Consider the following 21,126-nt stretch of genomic DNA (forward strand, 5'->3'; position numbering starts at 1 on the left):
GATATGCCGAGCACTATCTTTTTCGGTAAATTTCAGGGGTCACTCCGTAATACTTCTTAAACGTTCTGATAAAATGCTGAGCGCTTTGATAGCCTACTCGTTCCGTAATTTCATATATTCGATAGGAGGATTGCTCCAGTAAAATTTTTGCTTTCTCCATGCGCACGCGCAGGATGTACTCGCTCAAATTCTCACCCGTAATTTCCTTGTAAATTTGCGATAAGTAGATGGCGTTCAGATAGACGGAATCTCCGATTGATTGCAGCGTCACGTCTGTTCCAAGATGCTGCTCGATAAAAGAATGGATCTTGTTCACCAGTTGACGGTGATTGTCATCGACATGCAGCGGACCTTCATCGAATAATGCGTCCAGTATGACAAGACTCCAAGCTTTCAGCAGCTTTGCCGAGTGAAGCACATTGTGTTCGGCACGATTGGAGGCTGTTCCGATAATATCCTCCAACACCTTTCCCTTCTTGTGAGCGAGGTACGTAAAGCAGCTTAACATGTGCAAGTACGCCTCTCGCAGATGCGCTTGCGAATCCGATTGCGAATGCTCCAGCTCAGCGAATATGTCCGATAGCTTAAGGTTCAGCTTATCCCGGTTACCGATATCCATAAGCCTTAACAGCAACGGCTGCTCATAAAGAGTGCGAAGAGGCTTTATGTCCCGATCAGTAGATGGTTGATGGGCCGAAACAATCATTCCACGCTGCTGATTCGACTTCATGAGCATGGAGACAATCGAGGAATAGGCGGTTTGAATCTCCTCCGGAAATCGCGCCGGGTTCGAAACATAAACCGTAATCTGCCCTTTCAAATAATAATCCACGTTTTCTGTAAGCTTATTGGCTAGAGTGAGCCACATATTCTCCTGCGCCGAATCCCACTGCACGTCAGATTGGCCCTCCTTCAGCTTGGGTAGGAGGAGCATAATCAAATGGCCTTGCGGCGCTATGCATGCCCAAATATGAAAGGGTTCGGAAAGCAGCTCCTCCGCCATATTGAGAACGGCGAATTGGAACAGCTTCATGTCAGCCGCGCCATAAGATTCATAGAAATAAGGATCCAGTTTTATGGCTGCCATTTTCACGAGCTGACCGCATGCGATGGGAATCCGGTACATGTCCAGTTTTTCCGTTAGTTGATTAATGGATATATCCGTATTCTGCAACAGCTCGAGCAGCAGGTTTTCTTTTAATAAAGGTAGGTTCTGGTGCACGATGGAGGTCGCATATTCAAAGATTTGATGCTGCTGACGCTCATTTTGGCGTTTGTCCACGATTTTGCCAATCGCATCCAACAGCACCTCATCCCGTACCGGCTTAATAAAGTAATAGATGGCATGCAGCTCGATCGCTTGTTTCGCGTATTCGAATTCTGCATAGCCGGTTAGCAGGATGCAATCGATTTTTTTATTCTGTTCGTTGACGTATTGAATAAGCTCAAGCCCCGATATGCCCGGCATACGGATATCCGTAATCAAGATATCAATGGGATGCGTTCTAATGATTTCTGTAGCGGTTTGACCGCTGTAAGCCGTATGAATCTTAGTGATTCCGTACTGCTCCCACGGCATCGTTGTCGCTAACGAATCCACTTGATGCTTCTGGTCATCCACGATTAGCAAAGAAATCATGCCGCTCCCTCCTTCTCGACTATTTCCCAATACAGCTCAATTCGCAAGCCGCCTAGGGCAGAATGATCAATCTGAATGCCGGAATGTTCTCCAAAATAATATTTTAATCGGTGATTCACATTCCATAATCCTGTCCTCTCGGAGATATTAACCTCTTGGCTTGTCGTTTTCCTTAGCATTTGGAGAGCATCCGAGGTCAAGCCTGAACCATTGTCCTCAATCACCAGCCTGCACACCTGATCTGCCATCCCCGTGATTGCAATAACTCCGTCTTCAAGCTTATCCTCCAAGCCATGGACGATCGCATTCTCGATAATGGGTTGAATGAGCAGCTTCGGAATTTGGAAATCCAGCATGCTTTCCGGAATCGCGATCGTGTATTCCAGCTTATCCAATTGTGAATTCATAATGTCCAGATAGCTGATCGCCAAATCGATCTCCATCCGCAGAGTAGTCACAAGCGATTCATTGCGTGTCGTATATTTATAGTAGTCGCCTAAATTATGCGCCATGGCAATGACCGACTGGTTTTTGTTCATTTTCGTCATATTCACAATGTAAGCAAGGCAATTATATAGAAAATGTGGATTGATTTGGGATTGCAGCTGCTTCATAACCGCTTCTCTGGATCGCACCTCTTCCGTATATACGCGTTTTAGCAATTGATCGATTTCGACAGCCATCCCGTTAAACGAATCGAAAAGCTGCTGGAATTCGTTTTTTCGGCGGCTTTTAATCTGATAAGCAAAGTTTTTGTTTTTGATATGCTCCACGCCTCGAATTAAAATACGGATAGGCACATGGATATGCGAATATAACAACAAAGCCGAAACGATGCCGAACAACAATAAAAGCAGCAGGATCACATAGAACAAATTCCGGCTAACGACAACCGGTTGCAGGATTTGGTCCAGCGGCTCGATATCGACCAAGCTCCAATCCATTTTGCTTGAAGCCAATGTGTAGAGCAGATACTTCTTTCCGTCAATCTTGACAATGTCGTAAGACTTGGTTTTGCTCGTATATTGATCCAATGGGTAGCGCTTCATCACTTGCTGGATCAGCTCGGTGTTCGCTTTGCTGCTGTATACTACCTGATCCGGACTATGATAGAAAAAAGCATCGCTATGACCGGCTAAAGTGAATCCATCTAGCAGATTCGTTATGTTTTGGGTGAAGAAGTCCACGCGAATAATCAGATCCGCATTCATGAGATTATGCGGATCGACTTGATACGGCGAGAAAAAGTAGCGAGAGAACGCTTCCATTTGTACGCCATTAACGTCCACTTTATTCAGCTTCCAATTCGCGGTAAATTGGTTCTGGACTTCCGCTTGGCCGAATATGGCAGATGACATGGTAGAAAGCGATAGATCGCTTTTGGGAAAATAGACGGAAATCACGTTCATTACTTGATTGGTAATGCTGAATAAACTGAGCTTGCTCTGGATGGATTGGATCACGTTTTGCCGATCGTAACCGGATGGCGGCAAATTCCCGAAGGATACGTCGCGAATCTCGGGATCTTTTGTGGCGAGCGTCGCGTACATCATATTTTGATCCAACAATCGTTCGATCTCATTGAGGAAATAAGATAATTTCTCTTCATTTCTCGTATTGATTTGGTCTTCAATTACGTGAACACTCTGTTGATTCGTATACGCGAACAGACCGATAATCGGTGTTACGATTAAAACGATTAGAAGAATCACCTTCGTGATGACATTCAAGGATTGCGCCTCCCCACTCCGTTTCCTACTATTGTAGCATGAGCGCGCCCTATTCTTTCACCGAACCTAACGTCATTCCCTTCACAAAATATTTTTGCAGGAAAGGATAGACGAGCAGGATTGGAAGCGTTCCGATGAAGATGAGTGCCGACTTCAAGGAGCGTTCCGATAAATTCTCCAGATCCGATGGATTAAGACCTATCTGCGTATAATCAAACCCTGCGATCAAAGCCTGCAAGAAGGTAGCCAACGGAATTTTATTTGCCTGATTCATATAGATCATTCCGTCAAACCAAGAATTCCAATGAAAGACCATCGTGAACAAAGAAAGCGTCGCAATAGAGGGCAAGGAGATCGGGAAAAATATCGTGAATAACACACGGAAATGGCCTGCTCCATCTATCGCGGCAGCTTCCTCGAGCTCCTTCGGAATGCCGCGGAAGAAATTCATCATCAGAACCACATTGAATACGTTGACGGCAACAGGCAGTATCAATGCCCAAAGTGAATTCATTAAACCTGCCTTTTGCACGACAAGATAAGTTGGGATGAGTCCGCCGTGAAACAGCATCGTGAATACGAAAAACCATGCGTACACGGTTCTGCCACGGAAATATCGGTTGTCCTTGGACATCGAATAGGCGGCCAGCATCGTAAGCGTCATCGAGATCAGCGTTCCAAAAACCGTCCTAAGAATGCTTACTTTGAATGCAACCAGAAAATTGTTGCTGTTTAATGCTTTCTCGTAAGCATCCCACGTGAATCCGATCGGCCATAATTTGACCAAAAAAGAAGTCGTTGCATAATTCGAGCTTAACGATACAGCCAGTACATGGATCATCGGAAGGATGCACAGAATGGCAACAATCGAAAGGAACAGATGGTTTGCGTACTGAAACAGCCGGTTAGAAAACTTAAGTTTGAGCATCGTTTTATATCCTCTCAGAAAATCCTGTAATTGGCATATTTAGACGCTAATTTATACGTTGTGGCGATCAACACGAATCCAATGACCGATTTGAAGAAACCAACCGCCGTAGCCAAGCTGAACGAGCCCTGAAGCAGGCCAACGCGGTACACGTAAGTGTCGATAATATCGCCCTTCTGGTAAACGAGCGGATTGTACATATTGTAGACTTGATCAAAGCCTGCATTCAGGATATTGCCTAAGGATAATGTAGCGATTACGATTGCTATAGGGATAACAGCCGGGATCGTAATGTGAATCGCCTTGTTGAAATTGTTGGCGCCGTCGATATCGGCAGCTTCATAGAGACTCTGGTTAATGCCAGTCATGGCCGCCAAATAAATGATCGTCCCGAATCCGAATTCCTTCCAAACGTCGCTCGTGACTAAGGTGAACCGAAACCAATCACCGCTGCCTAGGAAGAAAATACGGTTAAGTCCTAGACCTTCAAGCAGCTGATTGATCAAACCGTTAGTTGCTAGCAAATCCGTTAATATGCCTCCGAGAATAACCCAATTCAAAAAATGCGGCAAATAGATAAGCGATTGAATCGTTCTTTTGAACAGCATGACCCGCACCTCGTTAAGAAACAAAGAGAATGCAAAGGGAACGATGGCACCGACGATAATTTTGAATATGGCAATGATAAAGGTATTCCAAATGACCTGTAAGGCAGTTGGGTCATTAAACATAAATTTAAAGTGCTTCAGCCCGACGAACGGTGACTTCAAGATTCCTAGCCACGGCTTGAAATCCTCAAAACCGATCAGGAACCCAGCCATCGGAATGTAATTGAATACGATCAATAATAAGACTGACGGCAGCAGAAAGAGATGGAGCGGCCATGTTTTTCGAAAATACATTTTCATCCCGTAATTCTCCCATCGATGCTTGATTATGAATAAGCAAATGCGGAGTGGGATCATTAGCCTTGCACTCCGCATTTACTTCTTAATCATGAACGGTTTATTACTTTAAACTCGCAACGGCTTCATTCACTTCTTTTGTAATTTGCATGCCGCCCTGATCATTCCATTGCTTAACGAAGGTATCGAAATAATCCAATGGTTGTTTGCCATAAATGATTTGCAGGAACGTCTGCTCTTCCAACGTAGAGAGCTGATCCCACTTCTCTTTCATGGTTGCGGTATTCGCACCGTAAAATCCGCTCGGCACGTCTTGCGCAAGCTGCTCATAAGCAACGGCGAAACCATCAATCGTCAATTTTCCGTTGCTTGCTGCTAGTTTCTGCTCAAAGACATTATTCAATTGTCCCGAGGCTACGCGCTGATAAATATTCGGCCCTTCCATGACATTCGTAGGAGATGTTCCCGAAGCAGGAGAAAGCATTAAGTACGCATTTAGGCTCACGATGCCATCTGGAACGTCTTTCCATTCGGGCTTGCCGTCTTTCAACACATAGTCATACCCTTCGCCGTAGCCCTTATCGAACGGGCATTTCGGATCCTCGATCGCACAGCCATATAACGTATCCCAATATTTGAAGATCGCTTCCATTTGGTTGAAATCTTTGCTGAATACATAAGTCCCATAGGATGGAAGCGAAGCCTGCCGCCCCACTTCGCCGTTCACCCCTGCCGGAAGCGGATAAGGCTTAATAGACAGCGATTGATTTTTGCTTTCTGCTTCCGCAACCGCTGTACCAATCGGCCATCCTCCTGACCATCCTGGCGCAAATGCGATGCCGGCTTTGCCCGACGTGAAATCCGCCATCGCTTTGGCAGCGTCCTGCGTTCCGAAGTCAGGGCTTAAATATCCTTTAGTGAACCAATCCTTGAGCTTCCCAAGGCCATCTTTGACGCCTGGAAGGGTTGATCCGTATTGCAAGTTGCCGCTTGCGTCCTTAATCCATAAGTAAGGTTGGTCCTGGCCGAATATAAAGGAGGTATCAGCCATGTAATTGCTTGTAGGGTGATAGTAGCCCGTATTCCCACCCAGTGCCAATCCGTACGTATCGTTTTTATTATTACCGTCTGGATCCTGGTTCGTGAACGCTTCCATAACCGCATCAAATTCCGCAATGTTGGTAGGAGCCTTCAAACTGAGCTTATCCAGCCAATCCTGCCGGACCCACATCACTGTAGCGCCTACGATGCCGTTGGAAATTCCCGGCAATCCATATACTTTCCCGTCTCTTTTGACAGAATTCCATATTTCCGGGTTTTTGATGTAGGAATCTTTGACTCTTGCTGTCGCATATTTCTCGAAGGCTTCGTCAATCGATTGAATTTTCCCGGAAGCAACCAAATCTTCGAATAACGTACCCGATGTGTAAAGAACATCCGGCAATGCTTCTCCGCTTGTCATGGCCAGCCGTACTTTCGTTTCCAATGAATCGGTTACTACCCATTTATATTTGGTGACAATGCCCAGGTTATCCTTAAACCAGCGGGAGATCGGGTTATCTTCGGGCGTATCCCCATTCCTGAGTTTGTCTGAAGGCTTCAGTTGAAGAGCTGCCGTAATCGTGACAGGCGGATCAAATTTCGTACGGTCATTCGGTTGCGGTTCCGGTTGCGGGCTTTCTTCATTGGTGCTTGTCGGACTTGTGCTTGCCGATGGTTCGATTTCTTGTGAATTTCCATTATTCGTGCCATTCGAACATGCGACCACCATACTCATGCATAATATGATGCTTATCATTGCTGCAAATAACTTTCGTTGCCCTATCATTGTACTCCCCCTCGTTTATGTTCCCTACATGCTCTATTATTCCATCTCCGCCAATTGAATGAAATGATCCGTTCTCAAGATCATGAACTTTCGTTAGTTATGTTTCAAGGCTTACGTGCCAACTGTCATTCATCCCGAATATACAATGAAATAAAAAAAGCTGGACCGATTATTAATCGATCCAGCTTCTTGCCCTATTCCATCCTATTACCGGGTTGTGCCAATACCTACATAACTGCTTCAGCCGTCTCGAACTGGCTGTTGTACAAATCAGCATAGAAACCGTTCGCCGCTAGCAGCTCATGGTGATTGCCGCTCTCAATAATATCTCCGTCCTTCATAACAAGGATAATATCGGCATTCTTAATCGTAGACAGCCTATGCGCAATGACGAACGAGGTTCTTCCCGCCATCAGCCGGTCCATCGCTTCTTGAATGAGAAGCTCCGTTCTCGTATCGACGGAGCTTGTCGCTTCGTCGAGGATAAGCAGCGGGGCGTTCGCAATGAGCGCTCTCGCAATCGTAATAAGCTGCTTCTGCCCTGCGGAAAGGTTCACTTGCTCGTTCAATACCGTATCGTAGCCGTGCGTCAAGGTACGGATAAAATGATCAATACCGACTGCCTTGCAGACGTCCTTCACGTCAGCATCCGTAACGCCTTGCTTGTTAAAGACAATATTTTCTTTGATTGTCCCCTCGAATAGCCAAGTGTCCTGAAGCACCATACAAAACTGCTCATGAACATTTTCACGCGGAAGCTCATGGATCGGTACACCGTCGATCGTTATTTCCCCGCCGTTCAGCTCGTAGAACCGCATCAGCAAATTAACGATGGTAGTCTTCCCAGCACCCGTCGGCCCAACGATGGCGATCTTCTGGCCCGGTAAAGCGCGGGCTGAGAAATCATTAATGATTAGCTTGTTCGGATCATAGCCGAAGGTAACGTTCCGGAACTCTACCTGCCCCTTGACATCCTTCAGCACCTTCGATTTATGCTTCTCGTCCTCGAGCTCTTTCTCTTCCAAAAACTCGAAAACGCGTGCGGCAGCAGCTGCAGTCGATTGCAGACTTGTCGCGGCCTGCGCGATTTGCCCAAGGGGCTGAGTGAACAGCCGCACGTATAACATGAAAGCAACGATAACGCCAAACGAAATTTGGCCCTCCATCGCCAATGCTCCGCCGACAATACATACCGCCACATACCCGAAGTTGCCGACGAACATCATGAGCGGCATCGTCAAGCCAGATAAAAATTGCGACTTCCATGAGCTTTCATACAATTTATCGTTGATTTCGTTAAACGTTTCCTTCGCCTTACGCTCGCCATTATAAACCTTAACGACATCGTAGCCTGAGAAGATTTCCTCGACATGACCGTTCATTGCACCTAGGTTCGCCTGCTGGTGAACGAAATGCGTTTGCGATTTTTTGATCATCACGGTCATAAAGCCAAATCCTAGAAACGTCGAAATAATCGCCGTCAGCGTCATCCATACGTTCGTGTAGAACATCATGAACAACGACCCCACAAGCATGGTGACGGAAGTTACCAGCATCCCTACGCTTTGGTTCATCGTCTGTCCGATCGTATCGATGTCATTCGTGACACGGCTCAATACATCGCCGTTGCTGTTGGAATCGAAATATTTTAACGGAAGCTTGTTGATCTTCTTTGAGATTCTCGTACGCAAGCTTTTCGTAACCTTCTGCGTTACCGTAGCCATAATATAACCTTGGAAAAAAGAGAAGATGACGCTCAATCCATATAGGACGGAAAGCAGTATGCCAATGCCAAAAACCGCGTTCATGTCGATTTCGCCCATTAGCCCTGCGGTAATGTGATCCGTCATTTCTTGCAGCTTGCTTGGCCCGACAATCGTAAAAATCGTACCGACGACGGACAGCAGCAAAGCCACGATAATAAGAGGAACATAAGGACGGCAATACGCGACGAGCTTGCCCATCGTGCCTTTGAAATCGATGTTTTCCTTGGTTGCAACCTGTCGTTTAGCCAATTTCAAGCTCCTCCTTCGATAACTGTGAGTTCGCGATCTGACGATATACCTCGCAGGTCTGAAGCAGCTCTTGATGCTTGCCTCTTCCTACGATCTTGCCCTCGTCTAGAACGAGGATGAGATCGGCTTCCTTAATCGTTCCGATTCGCTGCCCCACGATCAGGTTCGTGGCGCCGGACGTTTCTTGATTCAGCATGGAGCGCAGCTGACGGTCAGTCTTGTAATCAAGCGCTGAGAACGAATCATCGAAAATGTAAATGTCAGGCTTCCGGAATACAGCTCTAGCGATAGACAACCGCTGCTTCTGCCCACCTGACAAGTTTGAGCCGCCTTGCGAGATGCTGCCTTCGTACCCGCCTTCCAGCTTTTCCACGAACTCTTGGCCTTTGGCGATTGCTACCGCCTTTTTCACATCGTCAGCCGAGCCTTCCACTCGCCCATTATCTCCGTATGCGACATTAGACCTTACCGTTCCGCTGAATAATACGGTTTTCTGAGGCACGTAACCGAGCTTATTGTGAAGTTCCCGCAGCGTGTACTCTTTTACGTTCAGCCCTTGGACAAGTACTTCTCCCTCAGACACGTCATAAAATCTCGGAATCAAGTTCAGCAGCGTGCTTTTGCCGCTGCCCGTCGATCCGATAAAGGCAACCGTCTCGCCTCTGCGCGCAACGAAGCTAATGTCCTTAAGTACGTATTCATCCGAATCTGCGTATTTGAAGCTAACATTCCGGAATTCGATCTCTCCTGTTTTGGCGGCATGCGTCGATTTCGATCCGCCATCCTTGATGCTTGGTTCCGTATTTAATACTTCCATTACACGCTTGGCAGACACCGACGCCCGCGGCAGCATAAAGAAAACCATCGATAACATCATGAAGGCCATGACAATCTGCATGGCATAGGAAGAGAAGATGACCATGTCGCTGAACAAGCCAAGCCTTGCCGCCGTATCCGCACCGCTGATCAAATAGGCACCGATCCAATAAATCGCTAAGCTTAACCCGCTCATGATCAGGCTCATGACCGGCATCATTAAAGCCATTAACCGGCTTGTGAACAGATTCGCGTCGGTTAACTCCCGATTTGCGTGATCGAATTTCACTTCTTGGCTTGGTCCCGCATTATAGGCACGAATGACGCGCAGTCCATTCAGACCTTCCCTAGTTACGCGGTTCAATTGATCCGTTAGCCCTTGAATCAATCTGAACTTCGGCATCGCGAATAAAATAACGATAGCAATCATGAGAAGAAGCAGCGCGACCGAAACGCCGGATGATAGCGTCCATTGCCAGTTCTTGCTGGAGATTTTCACGATCGCCCAGACTGCTAGAATGGGTGCTTTAATCATGACTTGCAGCCCCATAGCCACAATCGTTTGTACTTGCGTAATGTCATTCGTGGAGCGAGTGATAAGACTCGCCGTCGAGAATTGGTTCATTTCAGCCATCGAGAACGATTCAACCTTGTCGAAGAGCATGCTTCTAAGCCTCTTGGCAAGCGATGCGGCGCTCTGTGCGACCAAATAGACGACAATGAAGGATGCAATTAAGCTTCCGATCGCACAAATCATCATGTAGGCGCCTGGTTTCCATACCTCGCTCAAGGTGCTGCCTTCCGTCTGCACCAGCTTCGTTATTTCTGCCAAGTAGTCTGGAAGCTTAAGGTCGAGCCATACTTGAAACACGATAAATGCAGTGCTAATAACGATAAACCAAACATTTTTAGGATTGAAATACTTCAAAATCTTAAGCATGTATCGAACGCTCCTTCACCATGTTGTTAGCTATAGAACTGTAAGCCTACTAACTATATTACAATAATTTAAGCCGCCCCAACAACCTAGGCGACTGCTACTCCAGATTGCTTTTAATTTTATCCAGCACAGAAAAAAAGGTATCCAGTTCCTCTCGCGATAACCCACTCTTCAATTCGCGCTCAATTTCAGCATACTTGCCGATTATCGCTTCGTAATACTCGTGCGCGATCGGCGTAAGGATGATCTGCTTCAATCGTGCATCGTAGGCAACAGGCTGCCTTGTGATGAGGTTTTTCTTCTCCATCAATTGCAAAATCTTGCTCGCCGTCGAACGGCGAATCGTAAACTTGTTTTCGAAATCGCGTTGAAAAATTTCTTTGTCCTGGTTATCAACAAAGTACTTCAGCACCCAACCATGCATGCCGGTTAATTGATCGCCGTATTTTTGCGTCATAAACCCGTCAACCTGTCTCTGCAGCATGTTTCTCAGCGTTCGAAGTTCCAGCGCAATCGATCTGTCTGCCTTCATTTCGCCCTCCTTTGTCGCTATTCCCATTCAGTTCAATTTTCATTTTAGCATATAACTTGTTAGTCGACTAACATATTTACGACTCCTTGATTAGCGTTTTCCCGACTTTTTTATTGAATAATGAAGACTTGAGCCTCGACGCCACAAATCCGTCACAACTTGCTCATTGTGCATCGTTGCCCATTGGGCAATAATATAAATATGGATTCCATGTTAGAGAAGCAGCTAGTCAAACGGAAAAGAGGTGAACGCTTAAGCGTCACATGATGAACAAACAAAGTCTACGCGATATCAAACGGGAAGCAACCGGGAATGCGCTTGCCGATGCGGCATTCGCTCTTGCTCAAGAAAAAGGGTTGGACGGCTTCGTCGTCGAGGATGTCGTGCAGCGGGCCGGTTATTCCAGAAGAACGTTCGCGAATCACTATTCCTGCAAGGAAGAAGCGATCGCATCGGCGGCTCTTATCTTCAAAGGAGCTGATGAAATCAAAGAGTGGATTGAAAGCTTAAACGAAAATATATCTCCGCTTGAGATCCTGTATCATTTGATGAAAATGCAGCTAACAGCAGAGCATTTCGTGAAATTGCAGCAGCTAGTATCGCTCTCGAAGCAGTACCCGTCGCTTGAGCCTTATATTCTCAGCGGGCTTCACCGTTTGCAAATTACCGCCCAGGAGACGATAAGCGACTTATCCCATGGCCGTTATCCTGAAGGCTACACCCATTTGCTCGTCGGCGCTGTTTACGGAGCTGTATTGCCTTTGCTCGATGGCAGCCTCAACGTACTGCTTCCTGGACAAACAGCACCTGATATGCATGAAGCTGTTACGCTCGATCATTATTTGGACGATATGTTCGGTTACTTACGAAACGGTTTTTAAGTACAAAGCAGCCTATTATTTCAGCATACAAAGGAGAAACGCAAACGTATGTCAACTTTTCTGTACAGATTAGGTAAATCAGCTTATACCAAGCCTTGGTATTTCATCGTCAGTTGGATCGCGCTCCTCGGAATTGTACTCGCACTATTAGGGTTCAATGGCATTCATGTTACATCCGAGATGAAAATCGAGGGCACAGAATCGCAAAAGGTATTGGATCAACTGACCGCGGAGCTTCCTGAAGCTTCAGGCGGTCAAGCAAGCATTGTGTTTACGGCGCCAGAGGGCGAGAGTTTGGATACGCCAGATCGCGTCGCATCTATTAGCAAGGCCGTTAACGAGGTATACGAATTGGAGTATGTGATTAATCCGATCGAGCTGGCCGCACAAGCCGGAGCATCGATGACAGACGCCGCTGCGCAAGGCGGCCAGTCCGCGCAAGGTGAAGCAGCGGCCGGGAATGCGCAAGGAGCATCGGGAGATTTGCCGCCTTACGGTCCAATGATGGTGGACGGCGCTCCGTTGCCAGGCGTCATGATCGCATCGGATGGCAGCGTTGCCTTATTCCAATTCCAATTTACGGTTCAGCAAATGTCGCTGCCGGAATGGGTACCTGACTCGGTTATCGATGCTGTCATGCAAGTTGAACAGGCTGGAATTGCTGCTCTGCCGAGTGATTCCTTATCGACTAAGCCGGCAATCGGCTCGACGGAAGCTATCGGTATTGCTGTCGCCGCCGTTGTCCTCTTCATGACACTCGGTTCGGTTGTTGCGGCAGGTTTACCGCTTCTTACCGCACTCATAGGGGTAGGAATAAGCGTTGGAGGCGCTTTTGCCTTCTCGAATGTGTTCCACATGACCGATCTTACGCCGGTTCTGGCACTAATGGTCGGGCTGGCCGTTGGAATCGACTACTCCCTATTCATCGTCAACCGTCAGCGCCGCATGATTCTCGAGCAGGGACTTAGCGCCCGGGAAGCCGCGAGCCGCGCAGTCGGCACCGCAGGTAGCGCCGTATTTTTTGCCGGCTTGACCGTCATCATTGCATTGTGCGGCATGCTTGTTATCGGCATTGGCTTCTTGTCCGCCATGTCGCTTGTTGCCGCATTGGCCGTTTTTGCCAATGTGTTGGTCGCTTTGACTCTATTGCCTGCTTTGCTCGGTCTGGTTGGCGAGCGCATCTGCTCGGCGAAAGCACGCGCAAAGAGCAGCAGCGAAAGCAACAAAAATGCGACTGGATTCGCGCATCGCTGGGTTACAGGGGTCGTAAAGGGCCGCTGGGCTATCGTGGTTGCCGTCATCGTCATTCTAGGCGCGGCTGCGATTCCGGCTGCCAAGATGGAAATGGGCATCCCTTCAGGCGCAACAGCCAACTTGGATACGACAGCTAGACAGAGCTATGATGCGATTTCGGACGGATTCGGCGAAGGTTTCAATGGGCCGCTGCTCTTGGTTGCCGAGCCGCAAGGCTCTTCGGAAGCGATAACGATGGAGACGCTCGGCGGTCTGGTCCAAGAACTTCAGCAGCATGACAACGTTTCTGTCGTTACGCCTATGGGCGTTAACGAATCCGGTGATATGGCCATAATTAGCCTAATCCCAAAAACGGGACCTACGGATAAAGAGACAAAGGATTTGGTTCAGGAGCTTCGCTCCAATGACTCCAGCATGGCAAAGTCGCATGACGTTAAGATTGGGGTTACCGGATTTACCGCTATCAATATCGATATGTCGTCGAAGCTCGCTGAGGTTTTCCCGCTCTACGTCGGCATTATCGTGATTCTATCGATCATTATATTGCTGCTTGTATTCCGATCAATCATTGTACCAATTAAAGCTACCGTTGGTTTCCTTCTCAGCATACTCGCTACTTTCGGGCTTACGACAGCCGTTTTCCAATGGGGTTGGGTACATGACCTATTCGGTTTCGACACTGGCGGCCCGCTGCTCAGCTTCATGCCGATTATGGTTACCGGCATTCTATATGGGCTAGCGATGGATTATCAGGTATTTCTTGTCAGCTCCATGCGCGAGTCTTACGTGCATGGGCATCATGGCAAAGAGAGCGTCATACACGGCTACGATCAAGCAAGCCGGGTCGTCGTAGCGGCTGCGATCATCATGGTATCCGTTTTCGCCGGTTTTATATTTGCACATGATATTATGATTAAGCAGATTGGCTTCGCTCTTGCCATCGGCATTCTCATCGACGCGTTTTTTGTCCGTATGGCTCTCGTACCGGCAGTGATGGCCGTCTTTGGAGATAAAGCATGGTGGCTGCCGAAATGGTTAGACCGCCTTCTGCCTAACCTTGACGTTGAGGGAGATAAGCTGCTTGCACAGCTCAAGGAACAGGAACTTGCAAGCAACGTCAAAACTAATTTGCGTAAAGCTCGCTAAAATTATTTCATGCACTGATGAATTGTCCTAGTAAAATACGGAAGTAAACAGAACCTTCACCTCCACTTCTAGAGTGGTGTTGAAGGTTTTTTCACGGAAAGATACAACCAAATATTCCCTGCTGCCAACGTTTGCTGCACAATCTCTCCTGACCTCTGCAACATATTCTATGATGCCTGCGTTTGTATGTTTGAATGAGCAATTGATTCACAATCCGCACACAAAGGAGATTTGAAATCCATCATGAATAAGACACAACGCATCAAAAAAATAACCATTGCCGCTATGATTGCAGGCGTTTCCGCCCTCTCTGTCGCAAGCTTTACAGGTTCACTCGTTCCGGACAAAGCAGCAGCCGCAGCAGCCGTTACCAAAGTCGAAAACGCTCAAGCGCTCAAGACGCTGAATAGCTTTTACAAAGTAGCACTAAAAGGCCAATTCCCTGGCAATCTGAAAGGACTAACACTCGGTACAAGCACCCGCCAAGACGTACAGGACCTAATCGGAAAAGCGGAAGCGCCTGCCAAGGATGCGGATGCGTTTGACGTGTATCATGCCGAAATGGGCCATCCTGGATATGCCATAGCCTATAAATTGAACAAAATTCGCGAGCTTCGCTATTTCGGTACCAATGTGGAGCGGCAAAACAATATTGGCGGCATTACGCAAAGCATGCTGTACAAAGCATGGGGAATGCCAAGCTCCGCGAAGACGATCCACAATGGCAAGTTGACCCAAAAGAAGATCGTATACAATCGCGGCGATTACCAGCTTTCCTTCATTTTCAATAGCAGCACGGAGCTAGACCACATTAATCTAACGCACAAATAAATCCAGCGTATAATGGAAAACATAAAGAAAGGCTGCCGATTGAAAACAATCGGCAGCCTTTCTTTATGTTCTAATTTTCCCAAATGAACCCTAGACATTCATCTCAATCAAGTGAGCGTATTTAGCGAAATCGCTCTGCATTCCCTTAGGAACGCTGCCAGATGATGCCTCTAAGCTGCTGCCTGTACGTTTACCGGAAATAGCAGGCGGATATGTGCACCGCCTTCAGGACGATTCTGAGCCGAAATCATTCCTCCGCATCGCTCAACGATCGCGCGGGAAATGGCAAGGCCAAGCCCCGTTTCCCCATCCTTGCCCTTCACGAAACGGTGAAACAGATGCGGCAGCAAATCTTCAGGTATACCCGCGCCGTCATCTATTATTGATATTTCAATCCCATCTTGGCCAACTCCAGCTTGAATGAGTATGGTGCTGCGCGCATGCCTAGCCGCATTGGATACCACGTTCAGGAGCGCTTGCAGCAGCTTGTCTTGATCACCACGAATCGCCAGCTCGCCACTTTCCCTTGGGAGAATGGAGGTCGTTATCGTCACTTGATTTTTTACCAGCACGGGATTGATACGTTCTATCGTTTCTTCAATCCATTCGGTCAGGCTGACGCGGACCGGTTTAAAATGCTCTTCCTCTCCATCCAGCTTGGCGAGGAGAGTCATCTCCGTCACGATATTTTTCAACCGGCTGCTCTCGCTCATAATAATGTCCAGTCCTTTGCCGACTTGTTCCCCTTCAAAAATCCCGTCACGGATGCCTTCCGCGTAGCCCGATATCGACATCAATGGTGTTTTTAGCTCATGCGAAGCATTTTGAATAAACTGCCGCTGAATGACATTATATTTGTTCAGCTCGCCAGCAAGCTCATAAACCGACTTTGCAACGTCTCCTATTTCACCATCGGCCTTAACGAGCTTCACCTCCGAAAAGCGGCGGCCCTTAACCTTTTTCAGCTCGATTTGGAGCTTCATCAGCGGTTTGATGAGTTTCCTGGTAATCATCAGGCTAAGCAGAAATGCAAATATGACACCGCCGCACAGCACGATAAGCAGCCTTCCGAGCAGCGATTGCTCAATTAGCTTTATTTTGCTGATCGGTGTGAGCAGCGTCAAGGTTCCGCCTTGCGGAATCGTGCTTGCAGCCGTAATGAATTGAGCTCCTGTCGTAGAAATGGAAGTAGCCTGCGTACTCGGTTGAAGCATAGGCACGGACTGTATTTCTACCTGCACGGGCTCAAGCGAACTATATAAAACGTTCTGGCTGGCATCCGTTAGAATCGCGTCGACCTCGACGAGCGACTGCTTCGCTACAGAAGCTATGGCTCCTCCCACCACACTGCCTGCTGGCAAGGCTTTAATTTCACCCACCTCCTGCAGGTTCAATGAAATGGACTGCCCCATTTGAATCATATCCTTCTTCTGGACCTCTATAAAATGATCAAGCAGCACATAATGAAACATTACGGCTGTTAGCGACAGAACGAGAATGAGCAGAAATGCAAACGCCAAATTAATCTGATAAAGAAGCTTCATGCCGCATCTCCCCTCCATTCATCCGCAGACGGTAACCATGACCCCAAACCGCTTCCACAGGAAGCTCCTCGATCTTCTTGCGAAGCCGCTTCACCAAATGATCGACCGCCCGATCGCTTCCGAAATAGTCGTCTCCCCAAATTAGGGTCAACAGCTCTTCTCTGGCGAAGGCGCGATTAGGCCGTTCGGCAAGCGTCTGAAGCAGAGCGAACTCTTTGGATGTCACATCCACTTCTTCCCCGCACCAAAATACGCGTCTTTCGTCTAGAGCAAGTTGAAATTGGCCTGCTTCAAGCATTACAACCGAGGAAACCTGCTTTTCTTCCTCCTTCGTTCTTCGCGTATACCACCGTTGAAGCTGTCGCTTGACCCGGGCTACCATTTCTCTTGGACTGAATGGTTTAACCATATAATCATCGCTGCCAAGCTCCAGCCCTAATATTTTGTCTACTTCGTTATCTCTAGCAGAGATCATCATAATCGGAACCTCCGCGTCACGGCGGATATGTCTGCAAAACTCATAGCCATCCATGCCGGGAAGCATAATATCTAGAATCCACATGTCAGGCGGTTCCTCGTTCAGCTGCTTCAGCCCCTCTTCGGCACTTGCCAGGGCTACCGTGCGGAATTGTTCTTTCTTCAAATAAGCTTCAACCAGCTCGCGTATATGTTGATCATCATCGATGATCGCGATTAAATATGGGTTCATTGCGTATCCTCCTATTCTGGATCTCTATTATTATAGCAAGCTAGTGAACCGAAAGGGGCTGTGCCATTGTTTTTCCACAAATCTTCACATGGATTGCCATCATTGAACGATACACTTGGTCCTGTAAGACAAACCCAAACCTTGAAGGAGTGTTAACCATGAATTACAAAATGATCTTCAAAAATGTCGCCTTGTCCACTTTACTGCTGTCTGCTGTAGCTGGCCCTACTGTTTTCGCAGACTCCGCTCAAAATAATACAAGGCCGGATCGCGTTGCCGCGTTCTCCTCTACTCACGTGACGGAACCAAATAAATTAGAGGGCTTTAACAGTATAGCTGCCTTCCAACTCTTAGATCCCATCAAACTGGCAGAGACCTATGCAAAAGAATCGGTGAAGGAGTGGCAGGCTGTTATCGCTCAATATGATAGCCTTGTATCAAAGCGATTCGAAGCAGTTAGCATTGGAGAAGTTACTGAGGCAGGAGTGGCATTGCCTAGTCTGACTCTGTCGTCGAAGGACCTCAGCCTATCCGCTTTCGCTCCAACAACGCTTCAAGCGGTTCCCTTAAGCGAAAAAGAACTCGCATCCGTTAAGGCATTTTCCGTAGTAGGCGTATCCGCTGAGCTGACGAGCGTACCTTTGCAGTCGAGCGGCACGATTGCCGTTTCTGGAACTACAGCGGCTAATTCTGCTATTGAGATCAAACTCTCGCCATTTTTTGAAGGAATGACAGCTCTTGAGAAAGCGGTCAAATCCAATGATGAAGTCGCCATTAGAGAAGCGCTTGCGAAGCAGCTAGAGCTGTACAAGCAGGAAATTACTTCATTTTTGCAAGACGTGGATAACATTAATCAATAACGTTTATTGCTTTAAATATAGGCAGACAGCGTAGGCTGTTGTGCTTATGGTTTCTTAAAGCATGTCACAAGTGACAATGAAAAAACGACATCCGGTACCGGTTTTTCGGGACTTGGTGTCGTTTTTTTATTGTCGCTTATAATTTTCAGCGTCGTTCCTATCCAATCAGGTAATAGAATACAACAGCCATAGTCCTGTAATTGGAAACAAATCCAATATCCCTCACGTCTAATTAAAAGAAGGGAGCTGTACATCAAGAATGAGAAATGTTAAAGGAAAATTGGCAGTCGGATCAATCGTTTTATTCCTGCTGTTGCTTGCAGTAGGCATACTAGAGCTGCGTTATGGAATGATAAAAAAAACGGTTTATGCGTACACTGTAAAAAATTATTTGAAGCAAACCTATAACGAGCCCATGGCAATTAGTCGTGTCACTTATCTATGGGATAATATCGATCCCCTCCAAGCTCGCGTTCATCCTAAGAACGCAGAAAATCTTGAATTTAGCGTATACCCGAGCAATGAAAGTTCCAGCGGCTTCAGAGACGACTATGTACATACGTTATGGCTCCATCAGGCAAAAAAAGATATGCTACAGCATTTAGTAAATGTTAATGAGGAGTTTAAGAGTCCGTTATATATAGACTTCACCTGCTGCACAGCAGCCGGCTATGATGCCGGAAAAAACGGCGGTATCGTCCCGTATTACAGTTTGGAGGCCTTAACCTTCGATGTTACCATTCAACACCAGAGGGGTTTGAAGCCCGATGATCTTGAGCAAATGTATCGGATAATTGATGCTTTGAAAAAAATGCGGCAGCCGCAATTCGGTACGGTATTATTCCTCATGCAGCCTGAAAACGAATCCTATCGCATTGAGTTTCGGATACCAGGAGCGAATTTGCAAAAGATAAATTCGGCAGCTGCCCTTTATTCCTATAACGAAAGCCGTTTTCCAGCAAGGGAGCTTGCTGCAATGATCAACGCAGACATCAAATGGGATGAATCCACTTCTAGCGTTACGATAACGAAGGGAGATATCGTGCTGCAAATCAATCATTGGGGAGAAGAAATCCTAATTAACGGAACGCCACAGCAAAATACTTTACCCTCGTTCCTCGGGGACCATGGCGATCTCCTTGTTCCCGTAGCTGTATTCGAGAAAGCATTTCAAACAACAGTTCCCTTGATTGATCTCTTTAATAAATAAAAGCATAAATATTTTCTTGAAAATATCAAAAAAATCCGCTTAAAAAAGCGGATTTCAAAGTAAATATATTTCGTTTCTTTGCAGCTTAATGGCTATGAAACCAACAGGTTAACTCAAGGCTTTACTCATGTCATAATCAGTTAAGTCAATATCTAACTCCATGCCCATTGCTAACTTGGCAAGCTGGACTCCGACGTACGGGCCCATCGTTAAGCCAGAGGCTCCGAGACCGTTTACCGCCAGCAACCCCTCCCAATCGGGCATGGCCCCTATGACAGGAAGAAAATCAGCCGTGAAAGGACGAAAGCCTACTCTGACTTCTTGGAAAGTACTATCCGCCAAATCCGGTGCGAATGCCAGGCTTTTGCTCAAAATTTCGTGCATGCCTCCTGGCGTGACTCTCGTATCATAACCATCAATAGGATTCTCATGCGTCGCACCCATTACGATTTTTTGCTGCGGGAAGGCGAGCAGATATTGATCGGAAGGCGGCATAACGACTGGCCATTTGCCTGTAGTATGGCTAGCATCCGGAATCTGCACGTGCATAATTTGTGCTTTTTGGTAGCTGACATTGAGATGAATGCCTAACGGCTGCAGCAGCATACTCGCCCAAGCTCCTGCGCAGACGATAACGCTATCAGCCTCGTAGCGTTCTTCTCCTAACATTACGCCTGTCACACGTTTGGATTGATACTTTAGCTTAGCGTCCCCATATAATAGCTCTGCTCCGTTTCTTTGTGCAGAACGGAGCAACGCATCACGCAGTGCCCGGCCATCGACGCGGGCAGCTCCGCTAATATGTATGGAGGAATAACCATCCTTAAGCAGCGGGAATCGCTCTCGAGTCCGTATCTCATCAAGCCGTGTAATCTCTCCGATTTCCGGTGCGTCTTCCATACGTCCGTATGCACGCTCTTCCATTTTGTCTAGCTTCTCAGAATCCGTATGTATGCTGAGTGCTCCGACCTGTGCATATCCGGTATCCGTTTCCCCTTCGTTTTCAAGCTCTTTAATCAGCGCTGGATAGTGGCGCGCTCCAGCTTTTGCAAGACGATACCAAGCCTTATTGCGTCGCTGCGACAGCCAAGGGCAAATAATGCCGGCAGCTGCGTCCGTCGCCTGTCCTTCATCTTTCCGATCGATAATGAGGACATCTGCTCCTTGCTTAGCCAATTGATATGCGGTTGATGCCCCTGCAATACCCGCTCCAATCACAATGATCCTTATGCTGAACCCCCCATTCTGCAACCGTTTCTCATCACGAAAGGATAGGTAATTGAGCGATAAAATTTTGTTTGATTAATCGAAACTCACCCTCCGTTGTTACCCTTGCTATTAAAAAGTATTTCGACATT

General features: G+C 47.2%; 16 protein-coding genes. 5 read left to right on the forward strand and 11 right to left on the reverse strand.

The annotated features are described in order from the left end of the window. Positions 1-13: 13 nt before the first annotated feature. The 8 genes from AC0YN3_RS05980 to AC0YN3_RS06015 form a co-directional block, all read right to left on the reverse strand. Positions 14-1,639 carry a response regulator transcription factor gene (locus AC0YN3_RS05980; protein WP_475774148.1) on the reverse strand — a complete coding sequence of 542 codons (1,626 nt, stop codon included), beginning with the start codon at positions 1,637-1,639 and terminating at the stop codon, positions 14-16. After that, a complete protein-coding gene (locus AC0YN3_RS05985; protein ID WP_475774149.1) occupies positions 1,636-3,369 on the reverse strand; it encodes a sensor histidine kinase in 1,734 nt (577 codons plus the stop codon). Before AC0YN3_RS05985 ends, AC0YN3_RS05980 begins: the two co-directional genes overlap by 4 nt. A gap of 49 nt (positions 3,370-3,418) precedes the next feature. Beyond that, on the reverse strand, positions 3,419-4,297 hold the full coding sequence (locus tag AC0YN3_RS05990; protein ID WP_475774150.1) for a carbohydrate ABC transporter permease: 879 nt from the start codon (positions 4,295-4,297) through the stop codon (positions 3,419-3,421). A gap of 14 nt (positions 4,298-4,311) precedes the next feature. Further along, positions 4,312-5,205 (reverse strand): ABC transporter permease, encoded by an 894-nt coding sequence (locus AC0YN3_RS05995; protein WP_475774151.1) that lies wholly within the window; start codon positions 5,203-5,205, stop codon positions 4,312-4,314. Positions 5,206-5,305: 100 nt separating this feature from the next. Beyond that, positions 5,306-7,030, reverse strand: a complete 1,725-nt coding sequence (locus tag AC0YN3_RS06000) for an extracellular solute-binding protein (protein WP_475774152.1) — start codon at positions 7,028-7,030, stop codon at positions 5,306-5,308. A gap of 227 nt (positions 7,031-7,257) precedes the next feature. Then, entirely contained in the window at positions 7,258-8,994 is a 1,737-nt protein-coding gene (locus AC0YN3_RS06005; protein ID WP_475774307.1) for an ABC transporter ATP-binding protein, read from the reverse strand. Between the two features lie 43 nt (positions 8,995-9,037). Then, entirely contained in the window at positions 9,038-10,801 is a 1,764-nt protein-coding gene (locus AC0YN3_RS06010; protein WP_475774153.1) for an ABC transporter ATP-binding protein, read from the reverse strand. Positions 10,802-10,898: 97 nt separating this feature from the next. Then, positions 10,899-11,333, reverse strand: a complete 435-nt coding sequence (locus AC0YN3_RS06015) for a MarR family winged helix-turn-helix transcriptional regulator (RefSeq protein ID WP_475774154.1) — start codon at positions 11,331-11,333, stop codon at positions 10,899-10,901. 263 nt (positions 11,334-11,596) lie between these two features. On the opposite strand from AC0YN3_RS06015, the gene AC0YN3_RS06020 reads away from it, so the two are divergent. The 3 genes from AC0YN3_RS06020 to AC0YN3_RS06030 all read left to right on the forward strand — a co-directional run bounded on the left by AC0YN3_RS06020 (position 11,597) and on the right by AC0YN3_RS06030 (position 15,445). Beyond that, positions 11,597-12,214, forward strand: coding sequence for a TetR/AcrR family transcriptional regulator (locus AC0YN3_RS06020; RefSeq protein WP_475774155.1), 618 nt, complete (start codon positions 11,597-11,599; stop codon positions 12,212-12,214). A gap of 48 nt (positions 12,215-12,262) precedes the next feature. Then, positions 12,263-14,614, forward strand: a complete 2,352-nt coding sequence (locus AC0YN3_RS06025; RefSeq protein ID WP_475774156.1) for an MMPL family transporter — start codon at positions 12,263-12,265, stop codon at positions 14,612-14,614. A 243-nt stretch (positions 14,615-14,857) separates the two neighbouring features. Then, positions 14,858-15,445: a YjgB family protein gene (locus AC0YN3_RS06030; RefSeq protein WP_475774157.1), complete on the forward strand. Its 588-nt coding sequence runs from the start codon at positions 14,858-14,860 to the stop codon at positions 15,443-15,445. Between the two features lie 170 nt (positions 15,446-15,615). Here AC0YN3_RS06030 and AC0YN3_RS06035 read toward each other — a convergent pair whose 3' ends face one another. Further along, entirely contained in the window at positions 15,616-16,989 is a 1,374-nt protein-coding gene (locus AC0YN3_RS06035) for a sensor histidine kinase (RefSeq protein WP_475774158.1), read from the reverse strand. Then, positions 16,967-17,698, reverse strand: a complete 732-nt coding sequence (locus tag AC0YN3_RS06040; RefSeq protein WP_475774159.1) for a response regulator transcription factor — start codon at positions 17,696-17,698, stop codon at positions 16,967-16,969. Before AC0YN3_RS06040 ends, AC0YN3_RS06035 begins: the two co-directional genes overlap by 23 nt. Before the next feature lie 158 nt (positions 17,699-17,856). On the opposite strand from AC0YN3_RS06040, the gene AC0YN3_RS06045 reads away from it, so the two are divergent. Both AC0YN3_RS06045 and AC0YN3_RS06050 read left to right on the forward strand, forming a co-directional pair. Next, on the forward strand, positions 17,857-18,558 hold the full coding sequence (locus tag AC0YN3_RS06045) for a hypothetical protein (protein WP_475774160.1): 702 nt from the start codon (positions 17,857-17,859) through the stop codon (positions 18,556-18,558). A gap of 259 nt (positions 18,559-18,817) precedes the next feature. After that, positions 18,818-19,768 carry a stalk domain-containing protein gene (locus AC0YN3_RS06050; protein WP_475774161.1) on the forward strand — a complete coding sequence of 317 codons (951 nt, stop codon included), beginning with the start codon at positions 18,818-18,820 and terminating at the stop codon, positions 19,766-19,768. Positions 19,769-19,876: 108 nt separating this feature from the next. Here the strand turns inward: AC0YN3_RS06050 and AC0YN3_RS06055 are convergent, their stop codons facing one another. Further along, positions 19,877-20,986 (reverse strand): NAD(P)/FAD-dependent oxidoreductase, encoded by a 1,110-nt coding sequence (locus AC0YN3_RS06055; protein WP_475774162.1) that lies wholly within the window; start codon positions 20,984-20,986, stop codon positions 19,877-19,879. Positions 20,987-21,126 lie beyond the last annotated feature (140 nt).

It is taken from the genome of Paenibacillus sp. J22R232 (assembly GCF_056269165.1).